General features: G+C 47.5%; 26 protein-coding genes and 2 pseudogenes. 16 read left to right on the top strand and 12 right to left on the bottom strand.

Features of this window, described 5'->3' with window-relative positions; genetic code table 11:
• Window positions 1-313: 313 nt before the first annotated feature.
• Together AC3ITF_RS13765 and AC3ITF_RS13760 are read right to left on the bottom strand one after the other, a co-directional pair.
• Window positions 314-499: a hypothetical protein gene (locus tag AC3ITF_RS13765; protein WP_279267600.1), complete on the bottom strand. Its 186-nt coding sequence runs from the start codon at window positions 497-499 to the stop codon at window positions 314-316.
• The gene (locus tag AC3ITF_RS13760) at window positions 492-686 is read right to left on the bottom strand and encodes a hypothetical protein (protein WP_489175756.1); all 195 of its coding nucleotides are present in this window, start codon (window positions 684-686) and stop codon (window positions 492-494) included. Before AC3ITF_RS13760 ends, AC3ITF_RS13765 begins: the two co-directional genes overlap by 8 nt.
• Window positions 687-1014: 328 nt before the next feature.
• On the opposite strand from AC3ITF_RS13760, the gene AC3ITF_RS13755 reads away from it, so the two are divergent.
• Window positions 1015-1485 carry a hypothetical protein gene (locus AC3ITF_RS13755; protein ID WP_048216330.1) on the top strand — a complete coding sequence of 157 codons (471 nt, stop codon included), beginning with the start codon at window positions 1015-1017 and terminating at the stop codon, window positions 1483-1485.
• A gap of 230 nt (window positions 1486-1715) precedes the next feature.
• Here AC3ITF_RS13755 and AC3ITF_RS13750 read toward each other — a convergent pair whose 3' ends face one another.
• Window positions 1716-2126 (bottom strand): helix-turn-helix domain-containing protein, encoded by a 411-nt coding sequence (locus AC3ITF_RS13750; RefSeq protein WP_016150004.1) that lies wholly within the window; start codon window positions 2124-2126, stop codon window positions 1716-1718.
• Between the two features lie 80 nt (window positions 2127-2206).
• Here AC3ITF_RS13750 and AC3ITF_RS13745 point away from each other — a divergent pair, with 80 nt between their 5' ends.
• Genes AC3ITF_RS13745 through AC3ITF_RS13725 form a run of 5 tightly spaced genes read left to right on the top strand, consistent with a single transcriptional unit; the run spans window position 2207 to window position 4864 of the window.
• Window positions 2207-2446 carry a Cro/CI family transcriptional regulator gene (locus tag AC3ITF_RS13745; RefSeq protein WP_016152706.1) on the top strand — a complete coding sequence of 80 codons (240 nt, stop codon included), beginning with the start codon at window positions 2207-2209 and terminating at the stop codon, window positions 2444-2446.
• A complete protein-coding gene (locus AC3ITF_RS13740; protein WP_489175755.1) occupies window positions 2446-2922 on the top strand; it encodes a toxin YdaT family protein in 477 nt (158 codons plus the stop codon). The genes AC3ITF_RS13745 and AC3ITF_RS13740 overlap by 1 nt, the downstream gene beginning before the upstream one ends.
• A 12-nt stretch (window positions 2923-2934) precedes the next feature.
• Entirely contained in the window at window positions 2935-3177 is a 243-nt protein-coding gene (locus AC3ITF_RS13735) for a DUF4222 domain-containing protein (RefSeq protein ID WP_087052717.1), read from the top strand.
• Between the two features lie 59 nt (window positions 3178-3236).
• On the top strand, window positions 3237-4181 hold the full coding sequence (locus tag AC3ITF_RS13730) for a hypothetical protein (RefSeq protein ID WP_489176447.1): 945 nt from the start codon (window positions 3237-3239) through the stop codon (window positions 4179-4181).
• Window positions 4182-4201: 20 nt separating this feature from the next.
• A complete protein-coding gene (locus AC3ITF_RS13725; RefSeq protein ID WP_489175754.1) occupies window positions 4202-4864 on the top strand; it encodes a DUF1627 domain-containing protein in 663 nt (220 codons plus the stop codon).
• Window positions 4865-5046: 182 nt separating this feature from the next.
• Here AC3ITF_RS13725 and AC3ITF_RS13720 read toward each other — a convergent pair whose 3' ends face one another.
• Genes AC3ITF_RS13720 through AC3ITF_RS13700 form a run of 5 tightly spaced genes read right to left on the bottom strand, consistent with a single transcriptional unit; the run spans window position 5047 to window position 9198 of the window.
• Complete coding sequence (locus AC3ITF_RS13720; RefSeq protein WP_191236179.1) at window positions 5047-5667, bottom strand: tetratricopeptide repeat protein; 621 nt, start codon at window positions 5665-5667, stop codon at window positions 5047-5049.
• Window positions 5664-6470 carry an SDR family oxidoreductase gene (locus tag AC3ITF_RS13715; RefSeq protein WP_191236180.1) on the bottom strand — a complete coding sequence of 269 codons (807 nt, stop codon included), beginning with the start codon at window positions 6468-6470 and terminating at the stop codon, window positions 5664-5666. The genes AC3ITF_RS13720 and AC3ITF_RS13715 overlap by 4 nt, the downstream gene beginning before the upstream one ends.
• On the bottom strand, window positions 6457-7122 hold the full coding sequence (locus AC3ITF_RS13710) for an iron-containing redox enzyme family protein (RefSeq protein ID WP_286605540.1): 666 nt from the start codon (window positions 7120-7122) through the stop codon (window positions 6457-6459). The genes AC3ITF_RS13715 and AC3ITF_RS13710 overlap by 14 nt, the downstream gene beginning before the upstream one ends.
• Entirely contained in the window at window positions 7119-8561 is a 1443-nt protein-coding gene (locus tag AC3ITF_RS13705) for an AMP-dependent synthetase/ligase (RefSeq protein WP_489175753.1), read from the bottom strand. Before AC3ITF_RS13705 ends, AC3ITF_RS13710 begins: the two co-directional genes overlap by 4 nt.
• Window positions 8542-9198, bottom strand: coding sequence for a thermostable hemolysin (locus tag AC3ITF_RS13700; RefSeq protein WP_195994547.1), 657 nt, complete (start codon window positions 9196-9198; stop codon window positions 8542-8544). The genes AC3ITF_RS13705 and AC3ITF_RS13700 overlap by 20 nt, the downstream gene beginning before the upstream one ends.
• A 573-nt stretch (window positions 9199-9771) precedes the next feature.
• Here AC3ITF_RS13700 and AC3ITF_RS13695 point away from each other — a divergent pair.
• The 5 genes from AC3ITF_RS13695 (at window position 9772) to AC3ITF_RS13675 (ending at window position 11749) form a co-directional block, all read left to right on the top strand.
• Window positions 9772-10008: a DinI-like family protein gene (locus AC3ITF_RS13695; RefSeq protein WP_191236184.1), complete on the top strand. Its 237-nt coding sequence runs from the start codon at window positions 9772-9774 to the stop codon at window positions 10006-10008.
• Window positions 10009-10129: 121 nt separating this feature from the next.
• The gene (locus AC3ITF_RS13690) at window positions 10130-10309 is read left to right on the top strand and encodes a hypothetical protein (protein ID WP_044711856.1); all 180 of its coding nucleotides are present in this window, start codon (window positions 10130-10132) and stop codon (window positions 10307-10309) included.
• 147 nt (window positions 10310-10456) lie between these two features.
• Window positions 10457-10765 carry a Ref family recombination enhancement nuclease gene (locus tag AC3ITF_RS13685; protein ID WP_286605532.1) on the top strand — a complete coding sequence of 103 codons (309 nt, stop codon included), beginning with the start codon at window positions 10457-10459 and terminating at the stop codon, window positions 10763-10765.
• A complete protein-coding gene (locus AC3ITF_RS13680) occupies window positions 10758-11117 on the top strand; it encodes a RusA family crossover junction endodeoxyribonuclease (protein ID WP_489175752.1) in 360 nt (119 codons plus the stop codon). Before AC3ITF_RS13685 ends, AC3ITF_RS13680 begins: the two co-directional genes overlap by 8 nt.
• Entirely contained in the window at window positions 11114-11749 is a 636-nt protein-coding gene (locus AC3ITF_RS13675) for a hypothetical protein (RefSeq protein ID WP_489175751.1), read from the top strand. The genes AC3ITF_RS13680 and AC3ITF_RS13675 overlap by 4 nt, the downstream gene beginning before the upstream one ends.
• Before the next feature lie 729 nt (window positions 11750-12478).
• Here the strand turns inward: AC3ITF_RS13675 and AC3ITF_RS13670 are convergent.
• On the bottom strand, window positions 12479-12853 hold the full coding sequence (locus tag AC3ITF_RS13670; RefSeq protein WP_489175750.1) for a FlxA-like family protein: 375 nt from the start codon (window positions 12851-12853) through the stop codon (window positions 12479-12481).
• Between the two features lie 144 nt (window positions 12854-12997).
• On the opposite strand from AC3ITF_RS13670, the gene AC3ITF_RS13665 reads away from it, so the two are divergent.
• Entirely contained in the window at window positions 12998-13186 is a 189-nt protein-coding gene (locus AC3ITF_RS13665; protein WP_191219858.1) for a hypothetical protein, read from the top strand.
• A 439-nt stretch (window positions 13187-13625) separates the two neighbouring features.
• On the opposite strand, the gene uspF is transcribed toward AC3ITF_RS13665, so the two are convergent.
• Window positions 13626-14060: a universal stress protein UspF gene (gene uspF / locus AC3ITF_RS13660; protein WP_048221179.1), complete on the bottom strand. Its 435-nt coding sequence runs from the start codon at window positions 14058-14060 to the stop codon at window positions 13626-13628.
• Window positions 14061-14422: 362 nt separating this feature from the next.
• Here uspF and AC3ITF_RS13655 point away from each other — a divergent pair, with 362 nt between their 5' ends.
• The 4 genes and pseudogenes from AC3ITF_RS13655 to AC3ITF_RS13640 all read left to right on the top strand — a co-directional run bounded on the left by AC3ITF_RS13655 (window position 14423) and on the right by AC3ITF_RS13640 (window position 16403).
• Complete coding sequence (locus AC3ITF_RS13655; RefSeq protein WP_003833974.1) at window positions 14423-14809, top strand: phage holin family protein; 387 nt, start codon at window positions 14423-14425, stop codon at window positions 14807-14809.
• Window positions 14796-14942 (top strand): annotated as a pseudogene (locus tag AC3ITF_RS13650) (phage holin family protein); the annotation flags it as partial. The gene AC3ITF_RS13655 and the pseudogene AC3ITF_RS13650, both read left to right, overlap by 14 nt.
• Before the next feature lie 184 nt (window positions 14943-15126).
• Window positions 15127-15849 (top strand): hypothetical protein, encoded by a 723-nt coding sequence (locus tag AC3ITF_RS13645; RefSeq protein WP_489175749.1) that lies wholly within the window; start codon window positions 15127-15129, stop codon window positions 15847-15849.
• Between the two features lie 14 nt (window positions 15850-15863).
• A complete protein-coding gene (locus tag AC3ITF_RS13640) occupies window positions 15864-16403 on the top strand; it encodes a tail fiber assembly protein (protein ID WP_137399400.1) in 540 nt (179 codons plus the stop codon).
• On the opposite strand, the gene AC3ITF_RS13635 is transcribed toward AC3ITF_RS13640, so the two are convergent.
• Both AC3ITF_RS13635 and AC3ITF_RS13630 read right to left on the bottom strand, forming a co-directional pair.
• Window positions 16390-16905, bottom strand: coding sequence for a tail fiber assembly protein (locus AC3ITF_RS13635; RefSeq protein WP_489175748.1), 516 nt, complete (start codon window positions 16903-16905; stop codon window positions 16390-16392). The genes AC3ITF_RS13640 and AC3ITF_RS13635 overlap by 14 nt on opposite strands.
• 651 nt (window positions 16906-17556) lie before the next feature.
• A pseudogene (locus AC3ITF_RS13630) lies at window positions 17557-17889 on the bottom strand (phage tail fiber protein); the annotation flags it as partial.
• Window positions 17890-17936 lie beyond the last annotated feature (47 nt).

Here is a 17936-nt window from a genome sequence, read left to right as displayed (position 1 = left end):
TGTGAATGGCGCATATTGCTTCTGCTTAAATTGCAGTGCCGCGGTTCATGAATTTGTTTGTAGGAGATAGCATGCTCAAGGCTACAGAAATAAGAAGTCACTACTCTCTTATGCATTCTTTTTGTTGATTTATACATGGAGTCAACAGAACTCCATTTTTTGCAATACGGACAGCACTCAAGTGTCACTTACCCTCCCTGCATGGCTGGCTATGACAGGGCCATCATTGATGGATATAGTTAGCCCTGCCAGTTAAGGCATAAATAAAAAATCTCTTAATTGTTTGAAGTTATCGAAGGGGGTAAATAAAAGTTCAGCGTAAAAATTCGCTAATATTAACCCTCTGGTCGTTAACTATTTTTGCCATTACTTTGATGAAGCACATATCCAGCACCGCCTCATCTTTGTATTTTTGAACACCGGTTATATCAGCCACAGTTTTTTTATATTCAGCTTCAGCTGTACGTTGGGCAATATCTTCGCTGGTAAATTTAACCATTGGCACGCACCATCCTGAGTAAAGATTCTGTGTGATCGAGAGCTTCCTTCTGTTGTTCGTACAGTGCCTCGAGTTCAGCTGTAAGGCGGTCGCGAAAAGCAGGAACGCTTAACTGGTAAATAAAATTTTTAACTGAGCTTTCCACATCAGGATCCCCGTCCGGTATAACTGGCTGTGAATTTTTCATAAACCCTCCGGTAAAAAAGGTGCCCATCGTGGAAGATGGGCAAAGACCACGCGGCACACACAGCAATTAATCACATCTGCAAGCGCACTCCGCCTGTTTCATACCTGTCACCTAACTGGTAAGTGAAGGAGTGCGCTTGCATGTTGTTCCCTGAAAAAGCTGGCGGTGGCCGGATACATACGGGAAAACACCGGGCCGCCAGAACGGGTTCTACTTGTTATTGCTTTGGCCTGCTTTTAACCACATCAGGCGCGGTGGATCCTGTTATTCCCCAACAACAAGGATTCAGTTAATCTGGATATCCCCAACAATAAGCAGAGTATTCAAAGTGATTGCGGAACTATCGGCGGCTATGTCCGCTATAAAGGAGACTGCAGGTCTCGCTAAAGTTATCAATGACGCGAAAACGGATGCTGAAGTAAAAGCTGCAACTATTGAACTGCAGAGCAAATTAATTACGCTTCAGGCGGAGTGCTTCGCTCTTGGCGATGTGATCCGCCTTCGTGATGAAGATGCAGTACTTCTCAAAGCAAAAATTGCAGAGTTTGAAGATTTTAAAAGCCAAACTGAAGGTTATGCCCTTAAAAAGCTTGATTCTGGTTCGCTTGTTTACTCCAAGCAGCAGCTCGTGGGTGAAGCGGAAATAACAGTGCATCTTTGCCCACATTGTTTTATTAAAAAGCAAGTATCTATGCTTCAGCCTCAGGTTGTGGGGTTGTATGATGTCTTTCAAAAAAGTCATTGTCCCTCCTGTAAAAACGTTTTTGATACAGATAGATCGCCACCAATTAATTGGTGATGTTAGGGATATCCAGATTGTTAAAGAGCTAAGCGTCCAGTAGGGCGCTTTTTTTTGTTTCTGGCCCTGTATCGCCAGGGTAAGCGGAACATTTTGATTCTGAGTAATCACTGCGTGTGGTTACTTGATGGGATTTAGATTAGATATGTCTAACGGAATAGGCAAGATATTTTGTTAGGTAAAACTAACAAAATGAGCGAATTTAAATTAACTTACTGATAAATAGTAAATTATTTTTTGGTTTGGCGTTGTCTGGCTTGGAGAAGCTCTTCGAACAATTTATTAAAGTTCTGCACTCTCGCTCGCATTTCCTGAAGCTGGGCTTCTTGCTCTGATTCAGGCAAAGAATCAAAGAGATCTATCAACTCCCGATGCTTGTCAGTCAACTGAGTGGTGGATGGTAATTCATTGGCAGGGACAGGATTTTGCTGTTCATCTCCAAACAACAGCCAAGTCGGTGTACATGATAGGGCTTTTGCGAGCGAAAACAGACGAGTGCCGACAGGTTGCGTTTCATCACGCTCCCATTGCGAAATGGTCACGTGCGCAACACCAGCAAGTTTGGCTGCCTCACGCTGAGTCAGCTTGAGCTCTTTACGTCTGGCAAGAGCTCTTTGTCCAAGGCTGTTTAAATTTTTCATAGTTAGACAATTCTAAATTTTATTGACTTAGATATCCCGCGCAAGCTAGTGTTAGATATACCTAACAAAATGGAGGTCACATGCTCACATGTGAAGCACTTGCTTTTTTTGACACCAAAACAAAACTCGCGAAAGCCGCCGGTGTTGAACTTCAGTCTCTTTACAAATGGGGAACTCTTGTTCCCGAAGGTCGGGCCCGCCGCCTGGAGGAAGCCTCGGGTGGCGTACTCATCTACGACAAAGACGTTTATGACCGTTACCGCCAGGCCAAACGCCTTGGAAAACAGAATACCTGCACAACCAAGAAGGAATCTGATTGATGAAAATCAACGAGATTAAATTGCTGGCCATTGAGCTGGAAGAGTGGGCGATGAAGGATGGCAGGAAAGGGGGCTGGAAAAAGATAGTCCCGCAGATTACAGCGCATCACTACGGTGATTTGCTGGACAGCCTGGCGGATATCGTCGACCCGTCAGAGTATGCGCGCCGCCTGCATAACAACACGCAGATCATCCAGCGGGCATTTCGAAATGACACGGCGCACTATCGTGGTCAGGCAGCTGCGCTGGCGCCAGCAATCAGAGCTGCGATGGATGCAGAGCTGGCTGGTCAGCATGACTTACATAACCTGGTGGCCATTGCGAACCGTGAGTGCATCGAGGCGACCAGCGCGGTGCTGACTGGTAAGCCAATGCAGATAATCCGCAAAGAAACGGCAGAGGCAATTCAGGCGCTGGCCGATCTCATTCCCGGCGTCAGCATCCAGTTCAACCAAATTGGTCACCGCTCGGTGTAACAGGAGGCTCCCATGCTTGCCCAGGAATTAGTAGACCGTATGAAAAATGCGATGAAGCACAGATTACCGACGGAGACAGTCGATCGCAGCGCTGAACTGATTCCGGGGATGAAATACCGCAACGAACGCGGGCGCATGGTGACGGTAATGAGAGTTTCTCATCTTCGGGTTATGTACCGATACGAAGGTTATCAGGACATCTGCGAGACAGGCCGGAGAGAGTTTGAACTCAAGTTCAGGAAGGTGCAGTCATGACAGAGTGCACAGCAGGTACGGAGTTTTGTGTGAGTAGAATTTTTGAGATTGTCCAGTCGATGTCCGGTCAGGGGAACAGCATCACGATCCCTTGTCCCTATCTGGATTTTTTCGCCGGTGACCGCCAGCAGCATTTACTCGCGGCGATCCTGAATCAACTGGTGTTCTGGTCAGGTAAATCCCACCTCGAAAATGGCTGGTTTTACAAAGAGCATGCGGTAATTGCTGCGGAAGTTCGTGCGTCCAGCGAGGACGTGATTCGCAAGGCAATGAGCAAAATAATCAGCCAGTATTTGCCCGGTGTTATCGAAGAGAAGAAACGCAAGGTAAATGGTACGCCAAAGATGCATTATCGCATCAATGAAGAGGCATTAATTGCCCTGATATTCCCGCCAGCTCTGGATTCGGCTCTTAAGTCGAATGGAAACGGCTCTCAAGCCGAACCCAAACGGCTCTTGAGCCGAAAGGAAACGGCCCATAAGCCGAATCCTGGAAACGGCTCTCAAGCCGAATCTATTCTCTATACAGATCTTAAAACAGATAAATACATACAGATCTCTTCTTGTCCGGGAACTGCGTCCCCGGAAGCCGACTTATCCACAGGCGAAGAAAAAAAATCATCCTCTGAACAGCAAAGGGGCAAATGGGGCACACCAGAAGATCATCAGTGCGCTGAGTGGATTTTTTCCCGCATCAAAAAACTTTACGAGAAGGCCGCCGAGACAGACGGCGAACTGTCACGCCCAAAAGACCCTAACTGGAATGCCTGGGCAAACGAAATACGCCTGATGCGTTGCATAGACGGGCGCACCCATCGCCAGATTTGCGATTTATTCAAACGCGTACAACGCGATCCGTTCTGGTGTCGCAATGTCCTGAGTCCGTCAAAGCTGAGGGAAAAGTGGGATGAATTAATTATCCGCCTTGGCGGTAGCACGCAACAACGGGATGTTAACGCCATTTCAGTGCCAGACAACACCATCCCTGAAGGTTTCAGGGGCTAAAAAATTAACCTGGAGAATTTATGGAAACCATTTTAGACGTACTGAAAGCGATGGAAAAAGCGACCGCCCGTGAAATTGCGGCGCGCATGAAAATTGAGCCTGCGGCGGTGATCGGGATGCTTCGTGAGCTTGAAGAACGTAACGAGGTTATTCAGGTTAACGGGTACTGGAAAGTTGCTACCGGGGAAGTTAAATCACAGCCCACGGCGGCCAGCTCTGTCAGCAAAACACCGGCAAGTGTATCAGTCAGCGACGTCATCGCAATACTGGCGGAACATGGACCGCAGACATCCCTTGAGCTTGCAACACTGGCAGGTATTGAATCCAAACGTGTGGCGCCAATGCTGACCCACCACATGACAAAAGGGCGGATCATCCGCGAAAAAGTGGGCAGTAAGTTTGTTTATTCGGTGTCGGCCACTGCGTCAGTGAAAAACAAAAGCTCTGCACCACGGGAACCGGAGACATCAACTCCACCAGTACTAGAAAAATCTGTCACCGAAATTGTTGAGGAAATCCCCGCTTTCGTCAGCCGTCCTGATGATCTGCTGATCCCAACGGTACGCGGTATCTCAAATGAAATTCGCCGCACAAAAGTGAAGCTGGCCAACCTGGAAAAACTTCGTGAAGCCGTTCTCAGCATTCGCAAACATGGCGCACTGATGCAGGAGCTGGCGCAATGAAACAGAGCGAATTACCACGCTGTCCATCCACCCACTTTGTTCAGGGGCAGACTCTCAATTTATGTAAGAAACTACCTTGAGGTACCAGTACGAACACGGAGATTTCGCCAATTGAGGAAAGGTGACACGGATTTACAAACTAACAACCCCAGGCGTTATAACAACGCAGGGGGTTGAATATTTTACTGAATACTTTCCAGGTCTTTTGCTATATCGCGATGGCGTCCCTGGTCGGCAATTTCACGCCCCTGGCGAGCCGGTGCTTTAAGAGCCTTTTCGAGATAGCGTTTCCCTTCGTCAGTCTTTTTCTCTTTCAGCAAAAAGTCACCGTAAAAATAGTTTGGATCGATGCCATCAGGATTTATCGCCAGTGCTTTTTTCAGCATTTCTTCGGCTTTGTTTTTATCACCAAACCCAATCGGCCAGCCGGGAACCTGATAATATAGCGCCCCAAGGCTGGTCCAGGCTGAACCTTGTAAAGCATTGGGGTCGATGCTGATCGCTTTTTCCAGATCGCTACGGGCCTGTTTGACCAGACTCAATGCACCCAGCCCTCCTTTAGCCCCCGCCCAGCTACTGTCGATAATCGCCGACCAGATAAGCAATGCCGCATCAGCATTATTTTTCGCCTGGCTCGCACTATGGGCCCGCTGACTCAGTGTAGTAAAGCAGCTCTCTTTTTTTGCTTCTAGAGTCTGATACTGACAAACGGACCAGTCGTGCTGGAGGTTTTCCAGCGTGGTAGTCGCCATGGCAGAGGCGGGAAAAGCTGCTGTCAGGAGCAACGTTTTCATAATTTTCATTTGTCTTCACCTTTGAATGTGCCCTGGGTATAGGACTGGATCACTGGTAATTTTTTACCCAGCGCTTTGTCCACTAAACCGGGAAACCAGGCATTGATTTTAACGAACAGACGTTCCATCGCGCCGAAGCGGTAGAGTTTCTGCTCTGTCTCAAGGAGTTGTACCAGACGTATGGCGACAACTTGCGGGGAATCACTGCTGTTACCCAGTTTGCGGTTAAGCGCGTAAACCTCGTCACTGTTGAGCGCCGTTTCGGTGGCACGCGGCGCAGCATATAGTACGCTGATACCATTCCCCTTTAACTCGCGCCCCAGCGCTTCCGACAAACGGTGCGTAGCCGCTTTGGTGGCGCTATACACGCTCCAGGCTGGATGGCCAATTTCACCAAATATCGAACCAATGTTCAGGATGATGCCCTGCGGATTAAACTTATCCAGCAAGGCGCGGGTCAACAGGGTGGGGATTTCGATATTGGTTCTAATCTGTTCCCGAATATCGTCAAAAGACTGTTGTTCAAACAGTGCAAAACGGCTGGTTCCGGCATTGTTGATCAGGATATCCAGTTTGTTCTCATCTTTGAATCTGCTGGCCAGCGCGACGATTTCGTCATCAGTATAACTGCTCATCAGCGCAATATGATGCCGTCCCGGATTGGGAAGCATCTCTTTCAGAAGCGTCATCGCCTGTGCATTTCGTCCAACCAGGTAGAGTCTGGCTCCTTTGTGCGCCAGCCTTTGCGCCAGCTCTTGTCCGATACCACCGCTGGCGCCAGTCAGAAGAACGGTTTTATCATGCAGGTTCATACGTGGTCTGCCCCAGTTGGTTAAGCATCTCTGTGTACAGGTGATAGACGCGACGAGCAGCATAGATAATGGCTGCCTGATCGGCTTCATCAGTTACGGTGTCCATAAGTGAGGCGAAAAATTTAAGATGCCCCTGATCAAGTTCACCGTGTGAACGCAGGTAGGTTGTCGCCTGTTCTGGCAGCCCCAGTGTCCGTTCCACCTGGGCTGCAATCGCGGTAGCAATAGACACGCTGGTTCCCTCCAGTACCTGTACCATGCCAAAAATACTCATAGGGTTGACCCGTTCAATGCGGTAGTAGAGCCAGGCAACCATCATTTCTATCGGTATCCCCGGGGTGCCATTGCGAACGCTTTCCGCATCACCGCCGCAAGCCTGAATATCGTTCAGGATCCATTCCTGATGCCCGTACTCTTCGTCAATATATTCAGCAATTGCGCCCCGAACGGCTTCATGTGAGGCTGGCAAGCGGCTGCCCGCACTCATCAACAGGGGGACGGTATGGCTGACGTGATAGTAAGCCTGTGTCAGAAAAGCGATATACAGGTCGCGCGAGATATCACCAGCCTGGCAGCGCGCGATGACAGGTGAGGAGAGTAAACTCCGGCGTTCGTCCTCAGTCTGTTGTTGTAATTTGTTATAAAAGCTCATGATGACTCCTTTTCACTACAGGTGAGAATGTGTTGCCAGAAGGATTGCCGGATGAGTTCTCGGCGTGGGCGGCCATTTGTAGTGAGCATGCCAGGCTCTGATATAGCTGAAGTGAATAATAAGCGATGGAACTGCGCATAATCAGGCAGGCGCGCGGAAAGGGCCAGCAGCTGTTCGCGGGCCTGCATCTGTTGCCCGTCGACGGCATCAACAAGTGCAACGTTATGCCTTAAGCCTTCTCCAAAAATCACTATCCGGCGTACAGCCGGACAGGTCATGGCCTCTGCCTCAGGCCATTCAGGTGAAAAATTACGACCAAAGGCATTTATCTGCACATTCTTCAGGCGTCCCTGAATACGAACAAAGCCGTGTTCATCGACACTGCCAAGATCGCCGGTGGCAACCGTGGGTGAGGCAGGCGCGTCTCCCAGATAGCCCAGAGCGTTGGCCGGGCTGGTGACACACAATTGCTGCTGGTCATCAACATGGATCCGGATACCCGGTAACGGCCGACCAACGCTGTTCTCTTTTATTGCGTCGGGCAGATTTAGAGCAACGACAGAGCCACATTCGGAGAGGCCATACCCTTCATATACTGGTAAACCACTCGTTATCGCCATTGTTAGCAACGAAGCCGGAACCTTGCCGCCGCCTGCGGCGACAAACCGTAAAGATTGCGTACTGCCCGGTACCTGCTTGTGCAGCTGCAGTAACACACGTAGCAACTCCGGTACCAGCACCAGACTTTGTGGGCACCAGGTGGTCAGCGCCAGAAGAAACTGGGCGGGATTAAAGCGGCTCGAACCTTCAAACCCAATCCGGGAGGGTGGGAGAATCACCGTCTCAGCGCCAAGTAGCAGAGGGATGTAAACGCCGCACAGATTCTCTAGCAGGATACTGAGGGGCAGTGTCACCATGTGTTTTTCCAGATTCAGGGGGTGCAATGCGGCCGCTAAGGTTTGAGCCATCCATTCCATACCATCAAGACTCAGACAGACGCCTTTTGGCTCTCCGGTTGTACCGGAGGTATACGTTATCTTTGCCGTTCCTGCCGGCAGAGTCACGGGGTCTTCTACTGCACGGATTTGCAGCCTTCCGAGTACAAAATCGTGTTCCTGCCAATCCGCCAGGATTTCTCCACCGATTTGTGCATCCACAGAGGCTGATGATCGTACCCAGGCTTTTTGTTGCCCGCTGAAAAAGGAGGGGACAGGGATGATCACCACTCCACTTACCAGGCATGCCAGATCGATGATGGCCCATTCAGGGCTGTTTTCCATTTCAAGTGCCAGCCGTTTTACCTTGAGGGAAGATAATTGTTCGGCTACTGCCTTAACGGCTTCATGATATTGCTGCCAGCTCCACGAGCGAGAATCGCCCTGCAGGGCGATGGCATTTGGCTGAAGCGCAGCCTGATTCTCAAGCATGTTCAGAAGCATAAGATCCTCCGGAAGGGGTTATCCAGGGAGCAGAAGGCGGATCAGCAAACATTCCCAGCAACAGGCTGGTCTGACTCAGTGTGGTTTGCCCACCATGTAACTCCCCCGCCATAATTTGTGGGTCATGTTCGTAATAGCTCCCCCATTCACGCGCAGCTTCGCCAAGCCTTGTCGGGTCAGCAGACATCAATGTGACTGGTTGCAGATTCAGGCGGAAAAAGGTATTGCGTATTTTTTTTGTTCCGGTAAAGACAATCCACGAATAGCAGTATTGATTGAGAAGCAGGCATAGAGCCGCATACATTATTCGGGCGCTTGCCCCGTCGCTCGCGGCAAAATTACCAATTTCAACAATCGAGTCGCGTGAAACGGGATGTGACAATCGTGCAGACAGCACTGCTTCAACCGGGAAATCAAGATAGTGTTCGAGGTATATCTTGCCCATTGAGGCTGGCTGGACGCCACAGGCTGCTTTTAATTCTCCGTTTGCATCGAACATTCCAAGTAACCATGGCATGCAGCGTGGAAGAGAAGCACGATAAAACTGAGAATAACTTTCACGAATAAATACTGAAATATCATTCTGTTCACGTTCACCAGGAAGCCAGCGCAACGTATAAGGAGATAAGATTCGCATAGGAAGACCTCTTTTAGCGTCTTACCAGTATGGCGAGTTAACATTATGTCAACATTAAGTTGAGCATGAGCCAGGTAATTTAAATCCAATACCGCGACAAAGATGTGTAGGACCCGAAAAAACGCAATGTCCTGATGTGGAAATACATTACGTAAATGGGTAGTCATAATTTCGGTGGTCAAGCTGAAAGAAAATGATTAACGAAACCTTAATATCCTGGTTTCAGGGGGGAAGTAGCTTCCGGGATTTGTCCACCTCAATAGAAACGTAAAACGTTTGCTCATGGCGCGAGCCAGACTCCATGTTGATTGAAAAATACGACTTGTAGGTGGTCAGGTGTTACTTCATGGTTCTACCTACGCTGTTCGATGAGACGCTGGCCAGGGTTAATTTGTTTAGGTATTGCCAGTAGAAAAAATAGCAGCTTAATAAAATATCGCTAATTCAATCCGCTACAGCGAATTTCCACTTTTGTGTCCTGACAAAAATTAACAATTTGTGCTCTTAAATCGTTGACCATTTCTGCTTACAGGTATACTGTACAAAAACACAGTATATGCATTGGAGGCAATTATGAGAGTTGAATTAGCCATTGATCGCACTAAAGAACTTCCAAATGGCACGGTACCAGCACTGGAAAAAAAGTTGCTGAAAAGATTGGGGCATCAGGATGAAAACTGTAGCCAGAGCATTCGTGGAGCTGGGGCTGACGGTTTCAGCGTTCTTGGCGGTGACAAGGACGACATAAAGAAAATTGAATCAATTCTCCTGGATACCTGTGGAAGTACAGACGAGTGGTTGGTTAGTTAACCCCCTTAAGCTGGTGGCACCTGCTGCCATTTTTTAGATCGAGTTTCCGCATCGCCTCGCACAATTATTATCAGGTAATACAGGTCGATTCAGATGTGGGAATCTTTGCAAGGGGCATCTCATGCAAATTCCGGATGATTTAATCCCAGGGTTGCCGGAGCACACTGGCCCGGTTCTGATTTATTTTGTGAAGGGGCGCGTGGTGAGGGGGTTTGCATTACGTAAAGATGAGTTTGTAACGTCTTTACGGGCACTGGAAGAGGTCAGGAAGAAAGCTGGTCTACCTGTTTCAGATGCCTGACAAGTTGGGTTATAATGAAAACGGGTCTGAACAGCCCGCTGAGTAACACTGCGCCAACCGGGAAATCACGATGGCGCAAAGAAATGAATTACCCCAATCACGCCGTTTCTTCACAAACGGTGCCTTTGTTCGTGCTGGTGGTACGGCATGAGCAAATCAAAAAATAAAGCTGAAAAATTTCATCTTTCCCGTGTAGCTGAATTGCGCTGCATTGTCTGCCGCAACGAAGGGCTGGGAGATTCTCCCGCAGAAATCCATCATTGTAGCTCCGGTACCGGGATGTCTGTTCGTGCAGACAATTTTCACGTAATTCCTCTCTGTCATACCCATCATCGAACCGGCGGTCACGGTGTGGCCATTCATGCCGGTCGCCAGTCCTGGGAAAATAACTTCGGTACTGAAACAGAGCTACTGGTGCAGGTTCTCTACGAACTGGGGAAATCGACTCATGCCTGAATATAAAATCACGCCTGTCGGCAAGCCCAGAATGACGCGCGCTGACAAATGGAAAAAACGCCCCGAGGTTCTGCGCTACCGGGCTTTCTGTGATGAAGTTCGTCTGCAGGGTGTTGAGCTGCCGGAAAGCGGTGCGCATGTCACCTTCATCTTGCCGATGCCAGCGAGCTGGATCAAAAAGAAACGGGCTGATTTCAACGGTAAACCACACCAGATAAAACCTGATTTTGACAATATGATGAAAGCCCTGATGGATGCCATTTACGAAAATGATGCTCATATATGGGATGTGCGGGTATCAAAATTATGGGGAGAAACCGGGAGAATAATTATTGAGGATCTAAAAGCATGACGCCACGCCAACGCAGACTAAAGCAGTCAGCATTTGAAAAAGCAGCAGCTGCGCCGCGTAAAAGCTGGCTGGGTAAATGCATTCTCCTGACGGGGATTCAGTCCGGATGGATTAAATCCTTGCTCACTACCTGGGGGGAAGGGGTGGGAGGAAAAACGGCACCACGTATGCCGCGAGGACACGCGTGCTGGAATGTGCTTAAGGGACGGAACTGGTCAGATAAGGCGTTAGAACGCTTCACCGCAGCGTTGAACCAGGCTCGTGAAGAGGGATTCCGTGGACAGCAGGCGATGAACAGGGCACATAGCATTCTCTGGCCACAGTCAACTGCCAGTGTGATTGATGAAGCTTTGCATAATGATGATGTCGATTTTGTTGAACAATGCGTACTGCAGGCACTGGATATAAACGATCCGGTTTATGTCGTTGGTCTTCAGTATTACACCACCCGAAAAAAAATCTCAGACATTACCCGGGAACTGCAGGCGATTGCGCCATGGTTAACCGACGGGGAGGCGAGAAAGCGCGTGCGATGGTGCCTGGAAATATTCAGAGCAAAAACATTTCTTGCGGTTCGTAACCAGATGAGAGCCGGGTTAGAGGATGGTTGGTCATACCAAAGGAGGAACTGACCGGGAGGCTGATGAGTCTGTAATTCGAAACAAAAACCCCGGTTAAGCCGGGGTAAAAGGTTATTAGTGACGATTCTGTTTAAACCGCTCATAGATCTCAATACAGATAATAGCAACAGAGTAGAAGGGCCACAGAAAGGAGGTTATCAACGTATCAGCCAGGTCAAACTCGAGGCCGTGTACCTGATCCCCACGAACTAACAAAGCAAACATTATGATGAAGCCCGCGATATATATGGCCAAGTAGTGATAAAGGCTCATGATAATTCCATTTATTAGGTTTGGCCCTGAGTCTACGTGCGATAACCACACAATTAAAATTGGTATTACAGATCGATTCTTATTTATCGATCGTTCAAAACGATCGTTTTGTAACGAATAACTCATTTGTTGAGTGATATTTGCACAAAATGTCGGTTAGAGTTAGCTTTAAGTGCTTTTTGATGTAAAAACGTTTGAAAACGGGCCAGTAAAGTGAATAATCTATTCATGCTTGGCAGAGCTGCGCCACGATGGCAGCGACGAAAAGCGAACAATTTGAATATAACGAGAACCCCGCCAGTGCGGGGTTTTTGCTTTCCGGCGATACGACAGGGGTATTCGCGAGGTGCATTGCACCAGTACCCCTGTCATATCGCCGAGCTGAAATCGTTAACTTGAAAACAAGTTCTCACAATGCTCAATGCTTTGTCGTTTCTAGCTCAGAGGAAAAATGAGAGGGGGCAACTGCTAAACGTAGACATCAATATTTTTAGTATTATTCCCTGCAACGTTCGAACTTGATTTGTCACTTACCGTAGGTAATGCTTCCGATACCATTTGGTTTTTTTCTGCTTCTTGCTTTTGTAATTGAGCAATTTTTGCGTATATAGACTCGATTTGCCTTTGAATCATCTCCATCTGCTGTTTAAGTAGTTTTGCCTCATCTTCGGAGGTTACTTCATTTATTTTTGAACCCATGGCGCTGAGTTCTTTTGTCAACTCACCAATTTGTTTTTTCAGGTTTTGAATTTGTTGTGAAACAGAGTTGCCAGTACTTGAAGGTGCTTGTTTTACTGTGCTTTGCAGTATGTCCTGACCCAAATTGCTAACTGTCATGCTCATGGTGGTTCCTCCGGCCTTACATTTATTACCCATTATCGTCATCTTTCGAAATTACTTTATTAGCAAAGGTTAAGTTGTGGCTTCCTGCACCACAGCATTATTTGTACCGCTCTATACTATCTGCTGAGTATCGCGGAGGAGCTTATGAAAGAAGGGTACTACTGGATTCAGCATGTCGGTGTTGTACAGGTGGCATACTACACGAATGACACTGTTGATGATCTCGAGACGGGTAAAACAATCACAGGAGTCTGGCATCTGACAAGAGGAGACGACATTTGCCATAACGGTGAAGCAGAAGTGTTAGAAGGTCCTCTTACTCCACCTATATAAACAACCGCACTTACTTCGAGGCTGCCGCATGGTGGCCTTTTCCATTTCGGGCTCACGGGTATCACTCTCTACGTGCTTTGTTGATAAATCAAGCCCGTGAAGTCTGATCCTTTTAGAATAATAGTGTTGTTTGATTGCAGGTTTTTCTTATTGGTTCTAAAGTTATAGAGCATCTAGTAAAAGCTCTCGTTTTGACGTAATTGTGATGAATCCCCCTAAGCGGAGGGGTGAAACTGACAGTAAACAAAGTCATGGAATGACACGCTTAGTGCACACGGGTCATGGTTTGTCAGCCAAAGATACACCTGGAGGCACCCGGCATCACGTTAATCAAAACACTTCTTTTCAGGCCCACTCCATGGAATGGGCCTTTTTCTTGCATTTTGATAGTGTAATTCTAGCTAACGGAATGTCATCTAAGCGCGTGGCGATTCATTTCTTATCGAACTACAAGTACAGGGCAACCAGCGTGTCGGACAACGGCGGCTGCATTCGATCCTAAGAGGTAGGTTGAAATGTCTGGACGATGTGAGGCAATAATGATTAAGTCAGCATCGATTGATTTAGCGAGATTAAGTATTTGATCCTTTGGTGACCCAGCGGCTGCATGTGTTTGGGTTTTTCCCGCAGGGATTTTGAATTGCTTCACGATTTCATCCAGTTTCAATAATGCAGCGTGCTGAATGTCTTTTAATTTTGGCATTTCTGCTGAATATGCCAGACCTAAAGATGAGTAATAAGGCAATGTGGGAACTACTGTTAGAAAATGTACTTTAGCAGTATTTAATACAGAATGAGCCTGAACATAGGGGATAACTTGCCGTGTTAAGTCAGTCTCAGAAACATCAATTGGTACTAAAATAGAGTTGTACATTTTAGCCATCCTGTTTGTTTTTTGTTCGGCAGGAAGTTTAGTATCTGGGACAAAAAAAATGTGTCCTGGCTGGCAAAACTTACGAATTGGTACCTTCATACTATTTGCGCTTTCAATCTAATGATTCTGGGGGGCAGGATTCATTATGTAGGTATTGTTCAAGTATCAGAGTTGCTTAAGACTCCACTTACTCCATCAATGTAACAACCGTATTCATTTCGAGGCTGTCGCATGGCGGCCTTTTTCATATCAGGCTCACGGGAATCATCCGCTACGTGCTTTGTTGACAAATCCAGCCCGTGAAGCCTGAACCTATTTCCCCTCATTCCTGAGAGGACTCACAGCAATTAAGAGGGGGCTAAATGTCCGATCCGATTTCCGGTACTGGGCTGGCTGGTGGTGTCCTGACGGGGGCCAGCGTCTATGGATTTCTTTCCGGAACCGATTACGGCGTGGTATTTGGCGCATTTGCCGGGGCTGTATTTTATATAGCAACGGCTGCGGACCTTAGCGCAGCACGTCGGCTGGCGTATTTTGTCGTGTCCTACATTGCAGGGATCATCTGCTCAGGGCTGGTTGGTTCAAAGCTGGCTGACTGGACTGGTTACAGTGATAAGCCTCTGGACGCTATCGGAGCCGTAATCGTTTCTGCTTTAGCTGTCAAAATCCTGACGTTTCTGAATAACCAGGATGTCGGCTCGCTGGTGGCGCTGATAACGCGCCGGGGAGGTTCAGGTGGTACTAAATGACCCATCGGCAACAATCAACGCGCTGCTTTGCGCTGGGGTAGTGCTGACCCTGATGTTTTACCGTCGGGGTGATTCCCGACATCGACCGTGGATATCTCGCTTAGCGTGGCTGATTACGGTCATCTACAGCAGCAACCGCAACACTAACAACGTCAACAACTGACGATACTACCGGGCGCGTACTGAAAGTAGGGGATCGAGGGTTAGGTAAAGGAACTATTCCCGCCCTTCGAGGATTTGATTTTAATCAGTATTGGTTTACTGCCGGGGAAACTCTGTTTATTGAAACCAACTCAGCGATTAATTTCCCTTCGGGAATGCCTGAATTTGCTAATACATATGTTTATGTGAATGTTGTCGGTATCCGTGATTCAAATAACGACTGCACACTTTTATTTTCCAGATATAACGCGAATGTAAGTTATTTGGTGTGGAGGATACAGGAAGGCGCTTCAAGAACATGGCAGGTTCGAAAAATCCCGGCAACCGCCGCAGATATTGGTGCCATTCCCAAAGATCCCATTGGAAAAATTGTAAATAACGGCACAATGGCTTCTGCATCCACGCCGGGGTGGTGGTTGGTGAGTCTTGATAAACCTGAAACGGTAGCTGATTTTCCCAAATACCCAAATGGTAACAGGCTATATAGCTATGGGTTTATGTTCGTTGCACGTTCAGGGAATATATGGCTGCAGCAATATTTCACGCATACAGGGGCAAGTGCCCATCGCCAGACATGGAATGGAGACATGTCAGAACAGACTCCGTGGGTTATCGACTACAGTACGGCAAACCCGCCGCCAGCCACAGATTTATCGGCTTATGCCACGCAGCAGTGGGTATTACAGAACTTTGTTCAGAATATTCGTGTCAGTGCAGCGCAAGAACGCAAGTTTTGGGACGGGAACGGATGGTCCGGCAATGACAGCGCATTTGCGACAGCTATATGGATGGTTGGGGGGAGTTCTAACGTTGGTGGCCTGCTTGTCCGATATGTTCAAAAACAGATTAACAACAATTGGTATAATATCACTGAATAAAAGGCAAAAATAAAATGCAGCATCTTAAAAACCTTAAAAAATACATACCAGATGATGAAGATAGCCTGTTTCTTATCAAGGAACATAATGTTGAGTTTTACATTTCAGAAGATGGAAGGGATTGGTATAAATCCCAGGCTGATTTCTCACCTGATACGTTGAAAATTGCTTATGATGAAACAGGTATTATTCGCAGTATTAGTAAGGATGTTTCAAGCATTTACCCGCGTGATTTTAGCATCGTTGAAGTTGATATTACAGAAGAGAACAAGAATGTAGATATTTTTGGTGGGTGGGTATTCGACAACGGAGAAATTAAGCCACGCCAATATTCGCAAGAGGAATTACGCGCACAGGCTGAAGCGAAGAAGACCGAGCTATTGTCTGCCGCTGCTGTCGCTATTGCGCCACTGCAAGATGCTGTCGATGAAGGAATGGCGACGGAAGAAGAAACCGCCGCACTGTCAGAATGGAAAAAATACAGGGTGAAGGTTATGCGTATTGATACGTCAAAACCTGAGTGGCCTCTGCTCCCGGATATTAAGGCCAGTTAATATCCGGAGCTGAAGACAAATCAAGGCGGCGCAATTTAGTGCGACTGGCCCGTAACGCCGCCAGTTCTGTTTCCTCTTCGGCTGAGATATCTCCATCTTTTTGCGCAGCTTCCAGCCAGTCAATACGTGCTGTCATCTCAGCCATGTGGCGGTCGCGTTCCGCTTCTGCTTGAGCCAGATAATCACAGATTTGCTGCAATTTACCGTCCTGATAAAACCAGTCAGCACCCAATTTGACGCGCAGATTAGCTTCTGTCGCCGGAAGTTCTACTACGCTCAGATTAACCGGGAAAAGAGCATGAATATTCGTCGAAAATGTTCTCACGCGACCATCATCGTCATAGCCGATTTTTAGCGTTGTGGATTCATCAAATAACTCAATAACGTCATACCAGTCGTTGCCCTTTTCATCACGTAAAAACATTACGTTCTGACCATCTATAATTTTTGGCCTGTCCGTAGTGTCTGGTGTATATGGGGTGAATTTGCCGAAGCGTTGCATTTTTATTTACCTTTAATTAATCACATACCAGGTGTTATTCACCTGTTTTCGTGTATAACGAACGATGAAATTACCGACGTTGCTGCTCCCACCAACCATATTAAAGTTGTACATAGCTGCGCCATCCGTCCCACGTGGATATCCCCAACCATCCCGGAATCCAACTTCAGCCGGTGCAGTCAGGTCGATATTCTGGACAAAGTTTTGTAATACCCAGGCTTGTGTTGCGTAATTATCCCTTGACTGGTAACGAGCATCAAAGTTTGCGTAGCTGCCAGGAAATATCTGCCCCCCACATTGCCAGTGCCCATTTTCATCCAGATAAGCTTGCCCATCAGTTCCATTTTCTGTACGGGATTTATTTATCATGTAAATGCCGAACTGATGATTACCCAACCCGCCAAGAATAAAATGTCTGTCAGGGTGTTCCTGCCTGACAATTGCCGATGCACCGTCCTTATCAACAGGTGTAACGCTGGAAAAACAAATCTGCTCGCGCATGTAAATCCAGCTTCCCGTTGAGCCAAATATCTGCACAGCACCAGGAACAATTCTCATCACCTGACGACTATTGGAATAAGCATCAAGAACGCCGTCACCATTCTGTTTAAAACCGGTGTCGTTGTCGCCCAAAGCAATTGAGTTACCGCCGAGGGCGTTCGTTGTTCCAATTCCCAGGCTCCCATTAATAACAGCGCCAACGAGAACATTCAAAAGACCCAATTTAAGCGTCATAAGGTCTTTGGTTGTATTACCTGCAACAGTACGCCATTTGAAATACTCGTCCCCATTATCACCTGTTTCAAACCACATATAAGAATCAGCGTCTGAATCCGATTCATTTTTGAACCCGATCTTCGCAAAATCCGTGTTTCTAACCCAGGCAAGGATAGAGTCATTATCGAATGTCAGACCACCAGTCATGTGATCGCCAGATTTTTGCAGTGCCCCGGCAGCGCGATTTATGGTTTCTACTAAACCAACGTTTACAAAAATGAATATTTCAGGTGCAAATGGCATGATCCAGGCTT

The organism is Citrobacter sp. KH_055_1, from assembly GCF_057838705.1.
This window is presented reverse-complemented; position numbering and strand designations above follow the sequence as displayed.

Coding starts and splice junctions, on each gene's coding strand:
- AC3ITF_RS13680 (WP_489175752.1), top strand. CDS start 10,758: ATGCCTGAATATAAAATCACGCCTGTCGGCAAGCCCAGAATGACGCGC.
- AC3ITF_RS13750 (WP_016150004.1), bottom strand. CDS start 2,126: ATGAAAAATTTAAACAGCCTTGGACAAAGAGCTCTTGCCAGACGTAAA.
- uspF (WP_048221179.1), bottom strand. CDS start 14,060: ATGTACAACTCTATTTTAGTACCAATTGATGTTTCTGAGACTGACTTA.
- AC3ITF_RS13735 (WP_087052717.1), top strand. CDS start 2,935: ATGCTTGCCCAGGAATTAGTAGACCGTATGAAAAATGCGATGAAGCAC.
- AC3ITF_RS13690 (WP_044711856.1), top strand. CDS start 10,130: ATGCAAATTCCGGATGATTTAATCCCAGGGTTGCCGGAGCACACTGGC.
- AC3ITF_RS13655 (WP_003833974.1), top strand. CDS start 14,423: ATGTCCGATCCGATTTCCGGTACTGGGCTGGCTGGTGGTGTCCTGACG.
- AC3ITF_RS13635 (WP_489175748.1), bottom strand. CDS start 16,905: ATGCAACGCTTCGGCAAATTCACCCCATATACACCAGACACTACGGAC.
- AC3ITF_RS13675 (WP_489175751.1), top strand. CDS start 11,114: ATGACGCCACGCCAACGCAGACTAAAGCAGTCAGCATTTGAAAAAGCA.
- AC3ITF_RS13695 (WP_191236184.1), top strand. CDS start 9,772: ATGAGAGTTGAATTAGCCATTGATCGCACTAAAGAACTTCCAAATGGC.
- AC3ITF_RS13715 (WP_191236180.1), bottom strand. CDS start 6,470: ATGAACCTGCATGATAAAACCGTTCTTCTGACTGGCGCCAGCGGTGGT.
- AC3ITF_RS13670 (WP_489175750.1), bottom strand. CDS start 12,853: ATGAGCATGACAGTTAGCAATTTGGGTCAGGACATACTGCAAAGCACA.
- AC3ITF_RS13730 (WP_489176447.1), top strand. CDS start 3,237: ATGTCCGGTCAGGGGAACAGCATCACGATCCCTTGTCCCTATCTGGAT.
- AC3ITF_RS13760 (WP_489175756.1), bottom strand. CDS start 686: ATGAAAAATTCACAGCCAGTTATACCGGACGGGGATCCTGATGTGGAA.
- AC3ITF_RS13740 (WP_489175755.1), top strand. CDS start 2,446: ATGAAAATCAACGAGATTAAATTGCTGGCCATTGAGCTGGAAGAGTGG.
- AC3ITF_RS13725 (WP_489175754.1), top strand. CDS start 4,202: ATGGAAACCATTTTAGACGTACTGAAAGCGATGGAAAAAGCGACCGCC.
- AC3ITF_RS13705 (WP_489175753.1), bottom strand. CDS start 8,561: ATGCTTCTGAACATGCTTGAGAATCAGGCTGCGCTTCAGCCAAATGCC.
- AC3ITF_RS13745 (WP_016152706.1), top strand. CDS start 2,207: ATGCTCACATGTGAAGCACTTGCTTTTTTTGACACCAAAACAAAACTC.
- AC3ITF_RS13765 (WP_279267600.1), bottom strand. CDS start 499: ATGGTTAAATTTACCAGCGAAGATATTGCCCAACGTACAGCTGAAGCT.
- AC3ITF_RS13700 (WP_195994547.1), bottom strand. CDS start 9,198: ATGCGAATCTTATCTCCTTATACGTTGCGCTGGCTTCCTGGTGAACGT.
- AC3ITF_RS13640 (WP_137399400.1), top strand. CDS start 15,864: ATGCAGCATCTTAAAAACCTTAAAAAATACATACCAGATGATGAAGAT.
- AC3ITF_RS13645 (WP_489175749.1), top strand. CDS start 15,127: ATGCCTGAATTTGCTAATACATATGTTTATGTGAATGTTGTCGGTATC.
- AC3ITF_RS13685 (WP_286605532.1), top strand. CDS start 10,457: ATGAGCAAATCAAAAAATAAAGCTGAAAAATTTCATCTTTCCCGTGTA.
- AC3ITF_RS13720 (WP_191236179.1), bottom strand. CDS start 5,667: ATGAAAATTATGAAAACGTTGCTCCTGACAGCAGCTTTTCCCGCCTCT.
- AC3ITF_RS13710 (WP_286605540.1), bottom strand. CDS start 7,122: ATGAGCTTTTATAACAAATTACAACAACAGACTGAGGACGAACGCCGG.
- AC3ITF_RS13665 (WP_191219858.1), top strand. CDS start 12,998: ATGAAAGAAGGGTACTACTGGATTCAGCATGTCGGTGTTGTACAGGTG.